This is a genomic window from Stenotrophomonas thermophila, assembly GCF_001499715.1.
Classification (GTDB): domain Bacteria; phylum Pseudomonadota; class Gammaproteobacteria; order Xanthomonadales; family Xanthomonadaceae; genus Stenotrophomonas; species Stenotrophomonas hibiscicola.
This window is the reverse complement of the sequence record NZ_CVIW01000005.1, coordinates 1-15,209: the sequence shown is the minus strand read 5'-3', so window position 1 is coordinate 15,209 and position 15,209 is coordinate 1. Positions and strand designations below refer to the sequence as shown.

The window sequence follows — 15,209 nt, the reverse complement described above, 5'->3', positions numbered from 1 at the left end:
GTCTTTCTCCAGTTCGGTTCGTGCGTGCAGCGGGGAGGGAAACGGCAGGAGGGCCGGCAGTCGGTCAATCGATGCGCGCGTAGGCCGGCAGGGTCAGGAAATCGGTCAGTTCGTCACTGCGGCTCAGTTCGCCGAGCAGGGCGATGGCCTCGCCGATGCGCGCACCACCGGGCAGTACGGCGGTATCGCCCAGCCGTGCCGGCAGCTGCGAGAGGGTGGAATCCAGCAGCGCCAGATCGATCGCAGTGCCATCGTCCAGCTGCTGGCCCGGCGTATGCAGCCACTGCCACAGCTGGCTGCGGCTGATCTCGGCGGGGGCCGCGTCCTCCATCAGGTGATGGATCGGCACGCAGCCGTTGCCATCCAGCCACGCCGCCAGATAGCGCACGCAGACTTCCACGTTGCCCTCGAAGCCGGCGCGGGTGACGGTGCCCGGCGGCCGTGCGATCAGTTCGTCGCGGCCGACGCGCACATCCTGGCGCAGCACGCTGTGCTGGTTCGCACCGGGCATGTGTTCGTCGAAGATCGCCATCGCCACCGGAATCAGCGCCGGGTGCGCAACCCAGGTGCCGTCATGGCCGGCGGTGACTTCGCGCAGCTTGTCGGCGCGCACCCGGGCCATCGCCTGTTCGTTGGCGGCGGCATCGTTGTTGATCGGAATCTGCGCGGCCATGCCACCCATCGCATGCGCCCCGCGGCGGTGGCAGGTCTGGATCAGCAGTTCCGAATACGCCTTCAGGAACGGCTGGGTCATGGTCACCTGACCACGCTCGGGCAGCACGCGGTCGGCGTGGCGGCGGAAGGTCTTCAGGTACGAGAAGATGTAGTCCCAGCGCCCGCAGTTCAGGCCGACGATGCGGTCACGCAGCGCGTGCAGGATCTCGTCCATCTCGAACACCGCCGGCAGCGTTTCGATCAGCACGGTCACCTTGATCTGGCCGTGCGGCAGGCCGAGCATGCCCTCGATATGCGAGAGCGCGGTCTCCCACAGCGCCGCCTCTTCCATGCTCTGCAGCTTGGGCAGGTAAAAGTACGGGCCACGATCCTTCGCCTGCAGGGTGCGGGCGTTGTGGAAGGCGAACACCGCTGCGTCGAACAGGCCACCGGCAAGGAACTGGCCGTCGATGCGCACGTGCTTTTCATCCAGGTGCCAGCCACGCGGGCGCACGATCAGCACCGCCTGCTCGTCGTACGGGCGCAGCGTGTAGTGCTTGCCATTGGGGGCGGTGTATTCCAGATCGCCGCGCACCGCCGCCGCCAGCGACTGCTGTCCGGCCAGCAGGTTGCGCCAGGTCGGCGAGGTCGAATCCTCGAAGTCGGCCATGAACACCTTGGCGCCGGAGTTCAGCGCGTTGATGACCATCTTCGGGTCGGTCGGGCCGGTGATCTCGACGCGGCGGTCCTGCAACGCGGCCGGCAGCGGGGCCACGCGCCAGTCGCCGCTGCGGATGGCGGCGGTGTCCTCGCGGAAGTCCGGCAGGCCGCCCTGGTCGAAGAATGCCTGGCGTTCACGGCGGGCCTGCAGCCTCGCCTGCCGGCCCGGTTCCACCGCACGGTGCAGCGACACCAGCAGGGCCAGCAGCGGCGCCGGCAGCAGGGTGTCCTGGCCGGCCACGCGGGTCGCCAGGGCGATGCCGGGGGTAGCCTTCGCGGCGGGGGTGGGAACAGCGGAAGCGACGGCGGACATGGGGCAACTCCAGCGGTGGGGGAACGGCTCCACGGTGCCGCCGGGCCCGAGTATTTGGCAAAACAGTTTTTGCAATGTTCTACATAAGTTGTGCTAATACTCGTGACACGATGAGCACACGCACCCCGCCAAGTCCGCGTTTTTCCTACAAATCCGACCGGCTGAAGCCGTTGCGTGCGTTCTGCCAGACGGTGCGCCTGGGTTCGGTCTCACGGGCGGCTGAGGCACTTTTCGTCAGCCAGCCGGCGATCAGCCTGCAGTTGCAGGCCCTGGAACGGGAGCTGGGGGTGCCATTGTTCGAACGCAGCGGGCGGCGCCTGGTGCCCAGCCGCGAGGGCCAACTGCTGTACGAGATGGCGCAGCCGCTGGTGGAGAGCCTGGACGGGCTGGAGGCGCGCTTCCGCGACAAGGTACGCGGCCTGGACGCGGGCGAGCTGAACATCGCCGCCAACAGCTCGACCATCCTGTACCTGCTGCCGAAGATCGTCGAACGCTTCCGCCTGCACCATCCGGATGTGCGCCTGACCCTGCACAACGCGATCAGCGCCGACGGCACCGACCTGCTGCGCGAGGATGCCGCCGACCTGGCCATCGGTTCGATGACCGATGTACCGGCCGACCTGACCTACGCCCCGGCCTACCGCTTCGAACAGGTGCTGATCGCGCCGCACGACCATCCGCTGGCCAGCGGCGGCGAGCTGGAGCTGGCCGACATCGCGCGCTATCCGCTGGTACTGCCGCCGAAGCGGCAGATCACCTACCGCCTGGTCGACCAGGTATTCCAGCGCCACCGCATTGCCTACACCGTGGCGCTGGAAGTGGGTGGATGGGAAGTGATCAAGCAGTACGTGGCGATGGGCATGGGCATTTCCATCGTGCCGGCGCTGTGCCTGCACGAAGCCGACCGCGAGCGGCTGGCGGCGCGGTCGATGAAGCGCTGGTTCCCCGAGCGCAGTTACGGGGTGATCGTGCGCCGCGGCAAGGCACTGTCGGCGCAGGCGCGGGCGTTCATCGAGCTGATCCAGCCGGAGTTGTTCAGTCCGCGCGATTACGACCAGAGCGGGCATTCGGAGCGGTGAGGGGTGTTCGGCAGGGCTGCGCCCTGCACCCGCCGAAGCCGAAGCAACAACAAAAGCCGGCTATCCGTGGGATGGCGGGGTGAGTCCGGTTGCGGGGGACGCCGTAAACCCGTCCATGGGGGCTTGGTCGCTGCTGTTGGTGCCAGCTGCTGTTGGTGGGTGCCGACCGTTGGTCGGCACGGGATCGGATCCCATCTCTGATTCATTTCCGGCTGACGATGAATAAACTGGCCCCATGTCCATCGAACTGCGCCACCTGCGCTACTTCCTCGCTGTTGCCGATACGCTGCACTTCGGCCAGGCGGCCGAGCGCCTGGGCATGTCGCAGCCGCCGCTCAGCCAGCAGATCCGGCAGCTGGAGGAACTGATCGGCGCGCGCCTGTTCGTGCGAAGCCATCGCCGCGTGCAGCTGACGACTGCTGGGGAGCTGCTGCAGGAACGCGCGCGCGCAATCGTGCAGCAGGTGGAAACCGCGGTGGACGAGGTGCAGCGTGCGCAGCGCGGCGAGCAGGGTGAACTGCATATCGGCCTGACCCGGGCCACGCCGCTGTCGCCACAGATCCCGCGTTCGATCCTGCATTACCGCCAGCAGTATCCGCAGGTGCGGCTGCAGCTGAGCGAGATGAACACGCTGCAGCAGATTGATGCGCTGCTCGACGGTTCACTGGACGTGGGCATCATCCGCAAGCGTGCGTTGCCGCCGGAACTGGTGGCACACAGCCTGTTCGTCGATCCGCTGGCGCTGATCGTGCATGCCGGCCACCCTGCCCTGCGCAGGCTGTCGAAGCAGGGCACCTTGTCGTTGCGCGACTTCGCGCAGGAGCCGTTCGTGGCATTCCGGCGCAGCGCGGGCGCGGGCATCCACGACCACATGATCGCGTTGTGTGCGGCGGCGGGCTTCACGCCGCGCATCGTGCAGGAAGCTGGTGAAGCATCGACGTTGATCAGCCTGGCCGCTGCGGGCCTGGGTGCGGCGATCCTGCCGTCGTCGTGCGATCACATCCGGGTGGAAGGATCGCGCTTCGTGGCGTTGGCCGATGCTGGCGCGCATTCGGAAGTGCAGCTGGCGTGGCATCGCGAGCGGGTGACGCCGCTGATCCGAAACTTCGCCGGGCTGCTGCGCGGGGCGTTCGCCGGTGGGTGAAGTGCAACCCACCCGGGTAGTGCCGGCCGCTGGCCGGCAACCCCACATGGGCCGGCATGCCGGCCAGCGGCCGGCACTACCGTACACGTTGGTTCACGCTGTCACCGGCTGCGGCGCGCGCTGCTGCAGCGCCCAGACGATGCCACCACCGATCAGGGTCAGCACCGCGGCGAACGCGCACACGCCCCACCAGTCCCAGGCCGCGTAGGCCAGGCCGCCGACCCCGCCCAGCACGCTGGAGCCCAGGTAGTAGGCGAACAGGTACAGCGCCGAGGCTTCCGCACGCATCGCACCGGCGCGGCTTCCAACCCAGCTGCTGGCCACGGAATGACCACCGAAGAAGCCGAAGGTCACCAGTGCGATACCCAGCGCCATCGTGCTCAGCCACGGCATCGCCAGCAGCGCGATGCCGGCGCCGATCAGCGCGAACGAGATCGACAGGATGCGGCCGCGCCCGTACCGCGTGGCCTGCTGGCCCATCCACGCCGAACTGAAGGTGCCCACCAGGTACACGCTGAAGATCAGCCCGACCACGGTCTGGCTGAGGTGGTACGGCGGCGCCAGCAGGTGGTAGCCCAGGTAGTTGTAGAGGGTGACGAACACGCCCATCAGCACGAACGAGGTGGCGAACAGCCACGGCAGGCCCGGGTCGGCGAACAGCAGGCGCCAGCGCGACGGCAACTGGCGCAGGCCATCGCGGCGGGGATGGAAATGGCGCGACGGCGGCAGCTGCAGCCACAGCAGCACGGTGCTGGCCACGGCGATGATCGAGACCACGCCGATGCCCCAGCGCCAGCCCCAGTGATCGGCGATGATGCCGGCCAGCAGGCGCCCGCTCATGCCACCGATGGCGTTGCCGCCGATGTACAGGCCCATCGCCAGGCCTAGCGCGCGGCTGTCCATTTCCTCGACCAGGTAGGTCATCGCCACTGCCGGCACGCCGCTCAGCGCCAGGCCAAGCAGGGTGCGCAGCACCAGCAGCGTGGTCCAGTCGTCCACCAGCGCCGTGCTCAGCGACAGCATGGCCGACGCCAACAGCGCAACGATCATCAACGGGCGACGGCCGACCGCATCGGACAGCAGGCCGGCCAACAGCATCGCCACCGCCAGCGTGCCGGTGGTCAGCGACAACGACATCGCGCTGCCTGCGGCCGACACGCCGAAGTGGCGGCTGAACTCGGGCAGCAGCGGCTGCACGGTATACAGCAGGCCGAAGGTGGAGAAGCCGGCCAGGAACAGTGCCAACGCGGTGCGGCGGAAGGCCGGGGTGCCCTGCTGGATGCGGGTGTCGGTGCCGGTATCGAGAGTGGAGGGACGGTCTTCAACGGCCGCCGCAGTTTCGCCAGTCATGGAATCGAAGGGCCGGTGGGGACGGCCGGGCGTGGGAGGGAACGGGCCTCAGACTAGGCCCGTCGATCCAGTCGATCCATAACCTGATAGATCAGGATTGATATATAGAAAGTATCAATTCAGCTTACAGGCGCTGCCACTCGAAACCGTCGCCCCGGCGGTAATACACCGCCACCGCCCGGCCGTAGACCTTGTCCGCATCGACGAAACCGAAGAAGCGGCCGTCGAAGCTGTCGCCACGGTGGTCTCCCAGCACCAGCAGCTTGCCGGCCGGCACCACCAGATCGTCAATGTCCGGGCCACCGCCCATGTCCAGGTCGAGACGGGCACGGCGCTCGCCGAAGGCTTCCACGTCCTGCAGGTCGGCAATCTGCAGCGGCTGGCCGTTGATGCTCAGATGGCCCTCGCGCATCTGCACATGGTCACCGGCCACCGCCGCCACGCGCTTGATCAGCCGGGTGCCGTCGGCCGGTGAATCGAACACCGCCACTTCACCACGCTGCGGAACGCCGGTGGACATCAGTTCCCTGCCGGTGAACGGCAGGCGCAGGCCATAGGCACGCATGTCCACCACTACCCGGTCGCCGGGCTGCAGGGTTGGCTGCATCGAGCCACTGGGCACCACGTAGTGGTTGGCCAGGGTATCGCGGGCGGCGGCGAGCAGGCCGAGCATCACCAGCAGCGGCAATGCTTCCTTCTTCAGCCAGAGCAGCGCGCGTTCGGGAAGGGGAGGACGGGCAACAGCATCCATGACAGGCTCCGGGTGGGTGGTCGCTGCATCAGACCACACTCGGGCGGGAGAGGTTCCCGCGCCGGCTTGTTGTAGAGCCGAGCCCGCGCTCGGCTGCTCTTCGAGCGTCGGTGCACGCCAGCCGAGCGTAGGCTCGGCTCTACAGGAAGGGTTACGCAGGTTTTACGCGCGGAACCGGCCACGGGCATCGCACCTTTACGGGCACCACGCGCATCGTGTGCCCACCGCGCCACAGGGCGCATTCCGCAAGGTGTTGTATGACCCTCCTGGTGATCCGCCACGCCTCTTCGTCGGCACCGCGTCCCCAACTGCCGGCGCAGCTGGCCGGCCATCGCGTGCTGTGCAGCGACTGCGCCAGCCTGTCCGAGGTACGCCAGTGCCTGTGCCAGCCGCAGGCGCGCTCGGCCGACTGGGTACTGCTGGATGTCGGTACCGCTGACGAGGCGCAATGGCAGGCCGAAGGTGGCGCGCTGCAGGCGGCGCTGGAACGGCTGCCGGCGCAGTACATCGAACTGCAGGCCCCCAGCGAGCCAGGGCTGGATGCGCGCCTGCGCCTGCAGCACGGTCCCGCCGCCGTGGTGGTCGACCAGCGCAGCCAGCAGGCCGGCTACCCATTGTCGCTGGCCATTGTCGGCCGTCGCCTGGCACAGGAGGGCTGAGCCATGTCGATCTTCATCATCCGTGGCCCGGAAGCGGCCGGCGCCCTGATCCGCACCGCGATGCCGCTGCCGGCACCGGTCCTGAAGTCGCTGGTGCATCGCGCGATCGACGCCGGCACCAGCGTGGCGATCCGCGCCTGTGGTTCGGAACAGGAACTGCTGGACGCCCTGCGCGTGGCCGACCACAGCCGCGGCGAGGTGACCCTGCTCGACCCGGGCGCGTGTGCCAACAGCCTGCGTCTTCAGCGCCTGCTGCCCTACCTGCACAATGCCTACGTGGAGGTCCACGACGACGGCGCGGTGGCCGAGCCCTGCCTGCCGGCCGGTGTCGGCCAGCGCTTGGGCATCGCCGCCGGCTATGGCGCGCAGAGCTATGTGCTGGCGTTGGATATCGCGCTCGATCACCTCGGGTTGGCCGAGCAGGCCAACCGGGTGCACGTGGGGACGTGATCCGCTTGTGTAGAGCCGAGCCCATGCTCGGCTGCGTCTCCAGAAAAAGCCAGCCGAGCATGGGCTCGGCTCTACACAAAGAAAAACGGCGGGGGTGCCCCCGCCGTTTTCGCTTTCCTATTTCAGCCCGCGGAACTTCAGCAAAGGTTCCACCGACGGGTCCTTGCCGCGGAAATCGCGGTACAGGGTCGACAGCTCCACGCTGTTGCCGCGCGAGAGGATCTTGTCGCGGAACTCCTGGCCGTTGGCCGCCGTCAGCCCACCGTGCTCGGTGAACCACTGGTAGGCGTCATGGTCGAGCACTTCGGCCCAGAAGTAGGCGTAGTAGCCGGCCGAGTAACCGCCACCCCAGATGTGGTCGAAGTAGGTGGTGCGGTAGCGCGGCGGCACCTGCGGCAGGTCGACCTTGAACTTCTTCAGCGCGCTGGCTTCAAAGGCGCCGACATCCTGCAGCGGCGCGTCGGCCTTCTGCGTGTGCCAGGCCAGGTCCAGCAGTGCGGCCGACAGGTACTCGGTGGTCGCGTAGCCCTGGTTGAAGCTGCGCGCCTTGAGGATCTTGTCGACCAGTTCCTGCGGCATCGCCTCGCCGGTCTTGTAGTGCTTGGCGTAGTTGGCGAACACCTTCGGATCCAGCGCCCAGTGCTCGTTGAACTGCGACGGGAACTCGACGAAATCACGCGAGGTGGCGGTGCCGGCGATCGACGGGTACTTCACGTTCGAGAACATGCCGTGCAGCGCATGGCCGAACTCATGGAACATGGTGGTGACGTCGTCGAAGCTGATCAGCGCAGGCTGGCCTGCGGCCGGCTTGGTGAAGTTGCAGACGTTGTAGACCACCGGCTTGGCACCGGTCAGGCCGTCCTGTTCGACGAACACGTCCATCCAGGCGCCGCCGGACTTGCTGTCACGCTTGAAGTAGTCAGTGTAGAACAGCGCCAGCGAGGTGCCGTCCTTGTCGAACACTTCGTACACCTTCATGTCCGGGTTGTAGGTCGGAATGTCGGTGCGCGGCTTGAAGGTGATGCCGTACAGCTGGGTGGCGGCGTAGAAGACGCCGTTCTGCAGCACATTGTCCAGTTCGAAGTACGGCTTGATCTGCGATTCGTCCAGATCGTACTTGGCCTTGCGCACCTGCTCGGCGTAGAAGTCCCAGTCCGAAGCGGCGACCTGGAAACCACCCTTCTGCGCGTCGATCACCTTCTGGATCTCACCGGCCTCGGCGCGCGCCTTGGCGGTGGCGGCCGGCACGGTGTCGGTCAGCAGCTTGAGTGCCGCAGCCGGGGTCTTGGCCATCTGGTCGCCCAGCTGGTAGTCGGCGAAGGTCTCGAAGCCGAGCAGCTTGGCCTTCTGCGCACGCAGCTGGGCCAGGCGCTGCACGGTCTGCCGGGTGTCGTTGGCATCACCGCGCTCGGCGCGGGTCTCCGAGGCCTTCAGCACGGCGGCGCGCTGGTCGCGATCGCTCAGCGAGCCGAGCACCGGCTGCTGGGTGGTGTTCTGCAGCGGCAGCAGGAACTTGCCGTCCAGCTTGCGTTCCTTGGCGGCGGCCGCGGCGTTGTTGATCGCATCCTCGTCCAGGCCGGCCAGCTTGGCCTTGTCGTCGACGACGACGGCCGCAGCGGCGGTGGCGGCCACCAGGCGGGTGTGGAACTGGGTGGAGAGGGTGGTCTCTTCCACGTTGAGCTTGCGCAGGGTCGCCTTGTCAGCGTCGGACAGCTGCGCACCGGCGCGCACCAGGCCGTCGTAGTAGTGCTCGACCAGGCGCTTCTGCACCGGATCCAGTTCCAGCGTGTCGCGCTGGTCATAGATCGACTTCACGCGCGCGAACAGCTTCGGATCGAGATTGATCTCGTCCTGGTGCGCAGCCAGCTTTGGCGCCACTTCTTCCTGGATCTTCTGTCGTGCATCGTTGGTATCGGCCTGGACCAGGCCGAAGAAGATGCGCGAGACGCGGTTCAGCGTCTCGCCGCTGCGCTCCATCGCCACGATGGTGTTGTCGAAGGTGGCCGGCTCGCTGCTGTCGGCGATCTTGCGCACGTCGGCCAGGTGCTGGCGCATGCCCTCTTCGAACGCCGGCAGGTAGTCGCTGTCCTTGATCTTGTCGAACGGCGGGGCCTGGAACGGCAGCGTGCTCGCACTCAGCAGAGGGTTGGTGGAGGCTTCGGCCGGCTGCTGGGCCGGGGTCTTCTGGGCATCGGACACGGGGGTGGACTCCTTCCCGGAACAGGCCGCCAACGCCAGGCTGATGGCGGCGGCCAGGACTACGGTACGCGACATGTAAAACACTCCTTGGGCAGACGGTACGGGATACCAGCCCTCCACCCTACTCCTGTCGCGCTCGCCCGGCATGTGCCGGACGTGGCGTCTATGCAGCGGCCTGCGGCAGGCTCAGACCGTACCGCGGGTCTTGCCGATCCAGGGCCGGTAGAACTCGCGGATCGCGGCCATGTCGGCAGCGTCATCACCACTGGGCGTGAACAGCGGGCCGATACCGATGGTCTTTTCCGGGTAGTGGAAGTACGCGGCAAGGATCGGCACGTCAGCCATCCGGGCGATCTTCAGGAAACCGGCCTTCCAGTCCTTCACCGCCTTGCGGGTGCCCTCGGGGGTGATGGCGAACCACATCTTCTCGTTGTTGCGCAGCAGGTCCACGGCCTGTCCGACGGTGCCCTGCGGCGAGCTGCGATCGAGCGGGATCACGCCCAGCCTGTGCAGCAGCGGGCCCAGCGGCCACCAGAACAGCGACGCCTTGCCCAGTACCTTCACCTTCATGCCCAGCGCGATCTTGGCCGCCATGCCCCACAGCCCATCCCAGTTGGACGAATGCGGGGCGATGATGAAGACCAGCCTGGGGATGTCAGGCAGGGTGCCGGTCACCTTCCAGCCGCCCATGCGCAGGGTGCAGCGCGCCAGCCAGCGCAGGAAGGCGTTGGGTTTGACCTGCGGCATCTGCGGCGGCACGGCCGGCAGCAACGAAGTCGGGTTGTTCAAGCAATCACTCCCAGTCACGTGATGAGCGACCGCGCTTGATCTGCGCGCGCCCGCGTTTGGCGTCCAGACGACGCAGTTTCGACCCGAGGGTCGGCTTGGTGGCCTTGCGCGGCTTGGGCACGCTCAGCCCGGCCTGGATGAAGGCCGCCAGCCGCTCGCGCGCATCCTCGCGATTGCGATCCTGGGTCCGGAAACGTTGCGCATCGATGACCAGCACGCCTTCGCCGGTCATGCGCCGGTCACGCCGCGCCAGCAGGCGTGCGCGCAACGGTTCGGGCAACGAAGGCGAGTTGGCCACGTCGAAACGTAGTTCCACCGCGGTGGAGACCTTGTTGACGTTCTGGCCACCGGCACCGCTGGCACGCACGAACCGCTCGACGATCTCGCCGTCGGGGATTTCAAGCTGCGCGCTGATGGTGACCGGTCCACTGCCCATCCGCGCATTGTAGCGGCAGCCACGTGCCGGAGTGCGGCATCGCGCGCCGTATGCCGCCGATCAGGTACCGAACACGCCGCCTTCGCCTTGGCTGCGGGTATGCTGGCCGTCCCATGTACCGCAGGAAGCCCGCATGACCCGCACCACACCCGCCCTGCCGTCCCTGCTGCGCCGCGCCGCCCTGCTGCTGGCGCTGGCCGTGGCCAGCGTTCCGGCCCTGGCCGCGCCACCGACAGACGGCGACATCAACCGCCTGCTGTCGGCCTCGCGTGCGCAGAGCATGATCGACACCATGCTGCCGCAGATCGAGGCGATGCAGCAGCAGCAGTTCCAGCAGGTGGCCGCACAGCGCCAGCTCAATGCCCAGCAGCAGGAACAGCTGAAGCGGATCCAGGCACGCACCAGCCAGACGCTGCGCCAGGCCCTGTCGTGGCAGCAGCTGCGGCCGATGTACGTGGACCTGTACAAGAAGACGTTCAGCAAGGAAGACGTGCTGGCGATGGCCGAGTTCTACGAGAGTTCGGCCGGCCAGAGCCTGCTGGACAAGACCCCGGCGCTGATGCAGAACGTGATGGTGGCCATCCAGGCGCGCATGCAGCCGCTGTTCGCGGATCTGCAGAAGGATCTGGAGGCGATCGTCAACGAGCCGGAAAAAAAGTGAGGTAGTGCCGGCCGCTGGCCGGCAACCTCGTACGGTTGGGATCAGGCAGGGGCCGGCCAGCGGCCGGCACTACCGTCTATAGGTCCACCTGCCAGCCAAACAGGTCCAGCGCCTTCTGGAACCCGCCGTCCAGCGGTGCCCTGACATCCACGTCGCCGCCCTCCGGATGCGGGAAGCGCAGGCGCTCGGCGTGCAGCAGCATGCGGTGCACGCCCTGCATGCGGAAGATGCGGTTGTGGCGGCCATCGCCATGGCTGGTGTCGCCAATCATGTGGTGCGAGAGGTGCTTGAGGTGCCGGCGGATCTGCCGGAAGCGCCCCGTCTGTGGCTGGCAGCGCAGCAGTGCATAACGCGAACGGGTGAACTCACCGACCGGCACCGACAGCTCGCCCGTCGCCAGGCGCTGGAAGTCGGTGATCGCCGGCTTCTTCACCGGCTTGCCCGGGCCGCCATCCAGATCATGGTCCACCCGCCAGGACAGTTCCGCCGGCCATCCCCGGCAGACCGTCAGGTAGTCCTTCAACACTTCGCCGCCCATCAACGCCTTGCCCAGCGCGCTGGCGGTCTCGCGGTCGAAGGCCAGCAGCAGGCAGCCACTGGTGGCCCGGTCCAGGCGGTGCACGAGGAAGATCGGCCGCCCCAGCTGCTCGCGCAGGCGGTCGGCCAGGAAGTCGTCTTCGCCACGGGCCAGCTTGCTGTCGTGGACCATCAGCCCGGCAGGCTTGTTGACCACGGCCAGGCGCTCATCCAGGTGCAGCAACTGCAGGGGCGCGGTGTCGGTCTCGACCGCGGCGAGGGTATCGGGTTCGGTGCTCACCGCGGGATTATCGGGGCTGGGCACTGAATGGGGTAGAGCCGGCCGCTGGCCGGCTGCCTCAGGGTCGTCTGGCTGCTGGGGTTGCCGGCCAGCGGCCGGCACTACCAGATCAGGCGCGGCCGGCCCTGCCGGATCAGGCGCGGGCAACGCTGCAGTCAGGCGCTGCGTACGGCCAGCAGCTCGCCGTTGCCAACCGGCACCAGGCTGACGCTGAAGTCCGGATCAGCGTCCAGCAGCACGCGCAGCGGTTCCATTTCCTGCGCATGCGAGGTGGCGTTGTCCACCACCAGCAGGCCCCCCGGCCGCAGCACGCGGCGCAGCTGCGGCCACCAGCCGGCGTACTGCCCGCGGTCCGAATCGAGGAACAGCAGGTCAATGCTGGCATCGACGGCCTGTGCCAGCCACGGCCCTGCATCGTCGTGAACCAGCGTGATGCGATCGGCCAGGCCACTGCGCGCGAAGGTGTCACGCGCCATCGCCGCCTTGTCCTGTGCGTATTCCAGCGTGATCACGTGGCCGTCGATGGCGGCGGCAGCCTCGGCCAGCCACAGCGTCGAATAGCCGTTGGAGGTGCCGATCTCCAGCACCCTGCGCGCGGCGCCGAAGCGGACCAGCACGGACAGGAATTCACCCGTGTCCGGCGTGATGTTGAGCATGCGGCGGCCACGCGCGCTCTCGCGGGCGTCGTTGTCGGCGCCGAAGCGTGCCAGTTCGTCCTTGAGCGCTTGCAGCATGGGACCTACTTCCACCACGCGCGCGCCAGCGCCACTGCGCCCAGCGCACCGGACAACCAGCTCCACATTGGCAGGTCGCCCCAGTACCAGCCCGGCGGCTGCAGCACGTACATGAGCGCGGCAATGGCCAGCAGGCCCACGCCAGTGATCGCCCCCACCGCGCGCTTCTGCAGGCGCTGCACGCTGGCGTCCAGAGCGGCCAGGTCGCGCGAGCGCATCGACAGTTCATGGCGGCCTTCCACCTGCTGGGTCAGCCAGGCGTGTACCAGACGTGGCATGTCCGGGGCATGGGTCATGATTTCCGGCAGGCGCTTGCCGATCTCGCGTACCACCCGGCGCGGGCTGTAGCGCTCGCGCAGGATCTTCGCCAGCACCGGCTTGGCCACCGCCCAGATGTCGATCTGCGGGTCCAGCTGGCGGCCGACGCCTTCGATGTTCAGCAGGGTCTTCTGCAGCAGGATCAGCTGGGGCTGCAGGGTCAGCTGGTAACGCTGCGCCACGCGGAACAGCTTCATCAGCACTTCGGCCAGCGAGATCTGCGACAGCGGCCGGGTGAAGTAAGGTTCGCAGACCGATCTCACCGCCGCTTCCAGATCGTCGATGCGTACGTGGTCCGGCATCCAGCGCGCCTGCACGTGCAGTTCGGCAATGCGGCGGTAGTCACGGTTGAAGATGGCCATGAAGTTCTCGGCCAGGTAGTACTGATCTTCCTGCGAGAGCTGGCCCATGATGCCGAAGTCCAGCGCGATGAAGCGCGGGTTGGCGCGACGCGCCGGATCGGTGTCGACCCAGATGTTGCCGGCATGCGCATCGGCATGGAAGAAGTTGTCGCGGAACACCTGGGTGTAGAACACCCGCACGCCCTTGGCGGCCAGCGCCTTGCGGTCGATGCCGGCCTTGTCCAGCGCGGCGATGTCGTCGGACGGAATGCCCCACACGCGCTCCAGGGTCAGTGCGCGCTCGGCGGTATGGCTCCAGATCACTTCCGGCACGTACAGGTCGTCGCTGTTTTCCCAGAAGCGGCGCAGCACGCTGGCATTGGCGCCTTCGCGCTGCAGGTCCAGCTCTGCGGCCAGGGTGTTCTCGACCTCGGCCACCACTTCGCGCGGCCGGATTTTGTCGGCGCGCGGGTGGGTGCGCTCGACCAGCGCGGCCAGCGAATTGAGCAGTGCGATGTCGGCGTCGATCTGCTTCTCGATGCCCGGGCGAAGTACCTTGACCACCACCTGGCGGCCATCGGCCAGCGTCGCCGCGTGCACCTGCGCGATCGAGGCCGAGGCCAGCGGTTCGGTGTCGAAGCTGGCGAAGGCCGCACTGACCGGCAGGCCGAGCGCGTCCTCGACGATGCGGCGCGCGGTCTCGCCATCGAACGGCTTGACCCGGTCCTGCAGCAGGGTCAGTTCATTGGCCACGTCCGGTGGCACCAGGTCGCGGCGGGTGGACAGGATCTGGCCGAACTTGACGAAGATCGGGCCGAGGTCCTGCAGCGCCAGGCGCAGGCGTGCACCGCGCGACTGTGCGGCGATGTCGGCCGAGGCCCGCGGCACGAACGGCTTGGCCAGGCGCAACCAGCGCTCGGCCGGTGTGCCCTGCAGCAGGTCGTCGAGGCGGTAACGCAGGATCACCCGGCCGATGCGGCTGGCCCGCAGCACGGCCTTCATGCGGCACCCCGCAGGCGCTGCACGCGTGCACCCAGACGCTCGACGTCATCGCGCAGCACGTCCACGTCATCGTGGAAGGCGTCCAGCTCGGCACGCGGCACCACATCGCGCGATTCCTCGGTGATGAACTCGGCGGCGCTGTGGGCCAGATCGATCGCGCCCTGGCGCGCGTGCTGCAGGCCGTTGCGCAGGGTGTTGGCAACCTGCACGCCCAGTACCTCGCCGAATACGCTGACGAAGGGCTGCTGCCAGTCCGGGTCGAAGCCCTTGGCCAGCTGCTGCAGGCGTCGCGCCAGTTCGGCATCGCCGGCCACGCGCACGCGACCCTTGCCGTTGCTGTCACCGCGCCGCGCGTTGGCCAGCAGCGGCAGCTGCGCCAGCACGCCGGCCAGGCTGCTGCGCACGGCCAGGTCGGCTTCCTGCGCGTCCACCGGACCGACCCGCAGCTGGTCGCCGTCGACGCTGATGCGCATGGCCAGCGACGGCGCTTCCAGGGTCAGGTCGATATGCCGGCCATCCAGGCTGGTCAGCGCATGGCGGGTATCCGGATCCAGCGCCAGCGCGCGGTTCAGGGCGATCTGCAGGGCGCGGCCGGCGACCGGCTTGAGGGACTTGAGCAGGGAGAGAGCCATGTGCGCATTCTACCTGCGTGGGTGGGGGGCTTGGGCCGGGCTGCCGCCCGGCACCCGCAGAGGCAACGGCAACGGCAACCGCAATAGCCGAAGCAACAGCAACAGCGGGCATTCCGTGGGTTGGCGGGATGGGTCCGGTTGCGGGGGACGCCGTAAACCC

Annotated in this window: 15 protein-coding genes; 5 read left to right on the top strand and 10 right to left on the bottom strand. The window is 67.8% G+C overall.

The genetic code is table 11. The features are described 5' to 3' along the window. Nucleotides 1–64 precede the first annotated feature (64 nt). The gene (gene aceB / locus BN1263_RS04055) at nt 65–1,687 is read right to left on the bottom strand and encodes a malate synthase A (protein ID WP_058979729.1); all 1,623 of its coding nucleotides are present in this window, start codon (nt 1,685–1,687) and stop codon (nt 65–67) included. 110 nt (nt 1,688–1,797) lie between these two features. On the opposite strand from aceB, the gene BN1263_RS04050 reads away from it, so the two are divergent. Continuing rightward, complete coding sequence (locus BN1263_RS04050; protein ID WP_019661881.1) at nt 1,798–2,766, top strand: LysR family transcriptional regulator; 969 nt, start codon at nt 1,798–1,800, stop codon at nt 2,764–2,766. A 235-nt stretch (nt 2,767–3,001) separates the two neighbouring features. Continuing rightward, nucleotides 3,002–3,910: a LysR family transcriptional regulator gene (locus BN1263_RS04045; RefSeq protein ID WP_058979727.1), complete on the top strand. Its 909-nt coding sequence runs from the start codon at nt 3,002–3,004 to the stop codon at nt 3,908–3,910. Nucleotides 3,911–4,003: 93 nt separating this feature from the next. Here the strand turns inward: BN1263_RS04045 and BN1263_RS04040 are convergent, their stop codons facing one another. Together BN1263_RS04040 and lepB are read right to left on the bottom strand one after the other, a co-directional pair. Further along, nucleotides 4,004–5,260, bottom strand: coding sequence for an MFS transporter (locus tag BN1263_RS04040; protein WP_058979724.1), 1,257 nt, complete (start codon nt 5,258–5,260; stop codon nt 4,004–4,006). Between the two features lie 124 nt (nt 5,261–5,384). Next, the gene (gene lepB, locus BN1263_RS04035; protein WP_058979722.1) at nt 5,385–6,011 is read right to left on the bottom strand and encodes a signal peptidase I; all 627 of its coding nucleotides are present in this window, start codon (nt 6,009–6,011) and stop codon (nt 5,385–5,387) included. 257 nt (nt 6,012–6,268) lie between these two features. Here lepB and BN1263_RS04030 point away from each other — a divergent pair, with 257 nt between their 5' ends. Together BN1263_RS04030 and BN1263_RS04025 are read left to right on the top strand one after the other, a co-directional pair. Further along, nucleotides 6,269–6,670: a hypothetical protein gene (locus BN1263_RS04030; protein ID WP_053496494.1), complete on the top strand. Its 402-nt coding sequence runs from the start codon at nt 6,269–6,271 to the stop codon at nt 6,668–6,670. 3 nt (nt 6,671–6,673) lie between these two features. Then, nucleotides 6,674–7,120 (top strand): 3-dehydroquinate dehydratase, encoded by a 447-nt coding sequence (locus BN1263_RS04025; protein WP_004153636.1) that lies wholly within the window; start codon nt 6,674–6,676, stop codon nt 7,118–7,120. 117 nt (nt 7,121–7,237) lie between these two features. On the opposite strand, the gene dcp is transcribed toward BN1263_RS04025, so the two are convergent. The 3 genes from dcp to arfB all read right to left on the bottom strand — a co-directional run bounded on the left by dcp (nt 7,238) and on the right by arfB (nt 10,544). Continuing rightward, the gene (gene dcp, locus BN1263_RS04020; protein WP_019661886.1) at nt 7,238–9,394 is read right to left on the bottom strand and encodes a peptidyl-dipeptidase Dcp; all 2,157 of its coding nucleotides are present in this window, start codon (nt 9,392–9,394) and stop codon (nt 7,238–7,240) included. Between the two features lie 111 nt (nt 9,395–9,505). Then, nucleotides 9,506–10,108 (bottom strand): lysophospholipid acyltransferase family protein, encoded by a 603-nt coding sequence (locus BN1263_RS04015; RefSeq protein WP_010487088.1) that lies wholly within the window; start codon nt 10,106–10,108, stop codon nt 9,506–9,508. 4 nt (nt 10,109–10,112) lie between these two features. Beyond that, the gene (gene arfB, locus BN1263_RS04010) at nt 10,113–10,544 is read right to left on the bottom strand and encodes an alternative ribosome rescue aminoacyl-tRNA hydrolase ArfB (RefSeq protein ID WP_005420755.1); all 432 of its coding nucleotides are present in this window, start codon (nt 10,542–10,544) and stop codon (nt 10,113–10,115) included. 133 nt (nt 10,545–10,677) lie between these two features. Here arfB and BN1263_RS04005 point away from each other — a divergent pair, with 133 nt between their 5' ends. After that, entirely contained in the window at nt 10,678–11,205 is a 528-nt protein-coding gene (locus BN1263_RS04005; RefSeq protein WP_019661887.1) for a DUF2059 domain-containing protein, read from the top strand. 76 nt (nt 11,206–11,281) lie between these two features. Here BN1263_RS04005 and BN1263_RS04000 read toward each other — a convergent pair whose 3' ends face one another. The 4 genes from BN1263_RS04000 to BN1263_RS03985 all read right to left on the bottom strand — a co-directional run bounded on the left by BN1263_RS04000 (nt 11,282) and on the right by BN1263_RS03985 (nt 15,049). Continuing rightward, nucleotides 11,282–12,022, bottom strand: coding sequence for a pseudouridine synthase (locus BN1263_RS04000; RefSeq protein ID WP_058979720.1), 741 nt, complete (start codon nt 12,020–12,022; stop codon nt 11,282–11,284). A gap of 155 nt (nt 12,023–12,177) precedes the next feature. Then, nucleotides 12,178–12,756 carry an O-methyltransferase gene (locus BN1263_RS03995; RefSeq protein ID WP_019661889.1) on the bottom strand — a complete coding sequence of 193 codons (579 nt, stop codon included), beginning with the start codon at nt 12,754–12,756 and terminating at the stop codon, nt 12,178–12,180. A 5-nt stretch (nt 12,757–12,761) separates the two neighbouring features. Further along, entirely contained in the window at nt 12,762–14,417 is a 1,656-nt protein-coding gene (gene ubiB, locus BN1263_RS03990; protein WP_058979718.1) for a ubiquinone biosynthesis regulatory protein kinase UbiB, read from the bottom strand. Next, nucleotides 14,414–15,049, bottom strand: a complete 636-nt coding sequence (locus tag BN1263_RS03985; RefSeq protein ID WP_058979716.1) for a ubiquinone biosynthesis accessory factor UbiJ — start codon at nt 15,047–15,049, stop codon at nt 14,414–14,416. The genes ubiB and BN1263_RS03985 overlap by 4 nt, the downstream gene beginning before the upstream one ends. Between the last annotated feature and the right edge of the window lie 160 nt (nt 15,050–15,209).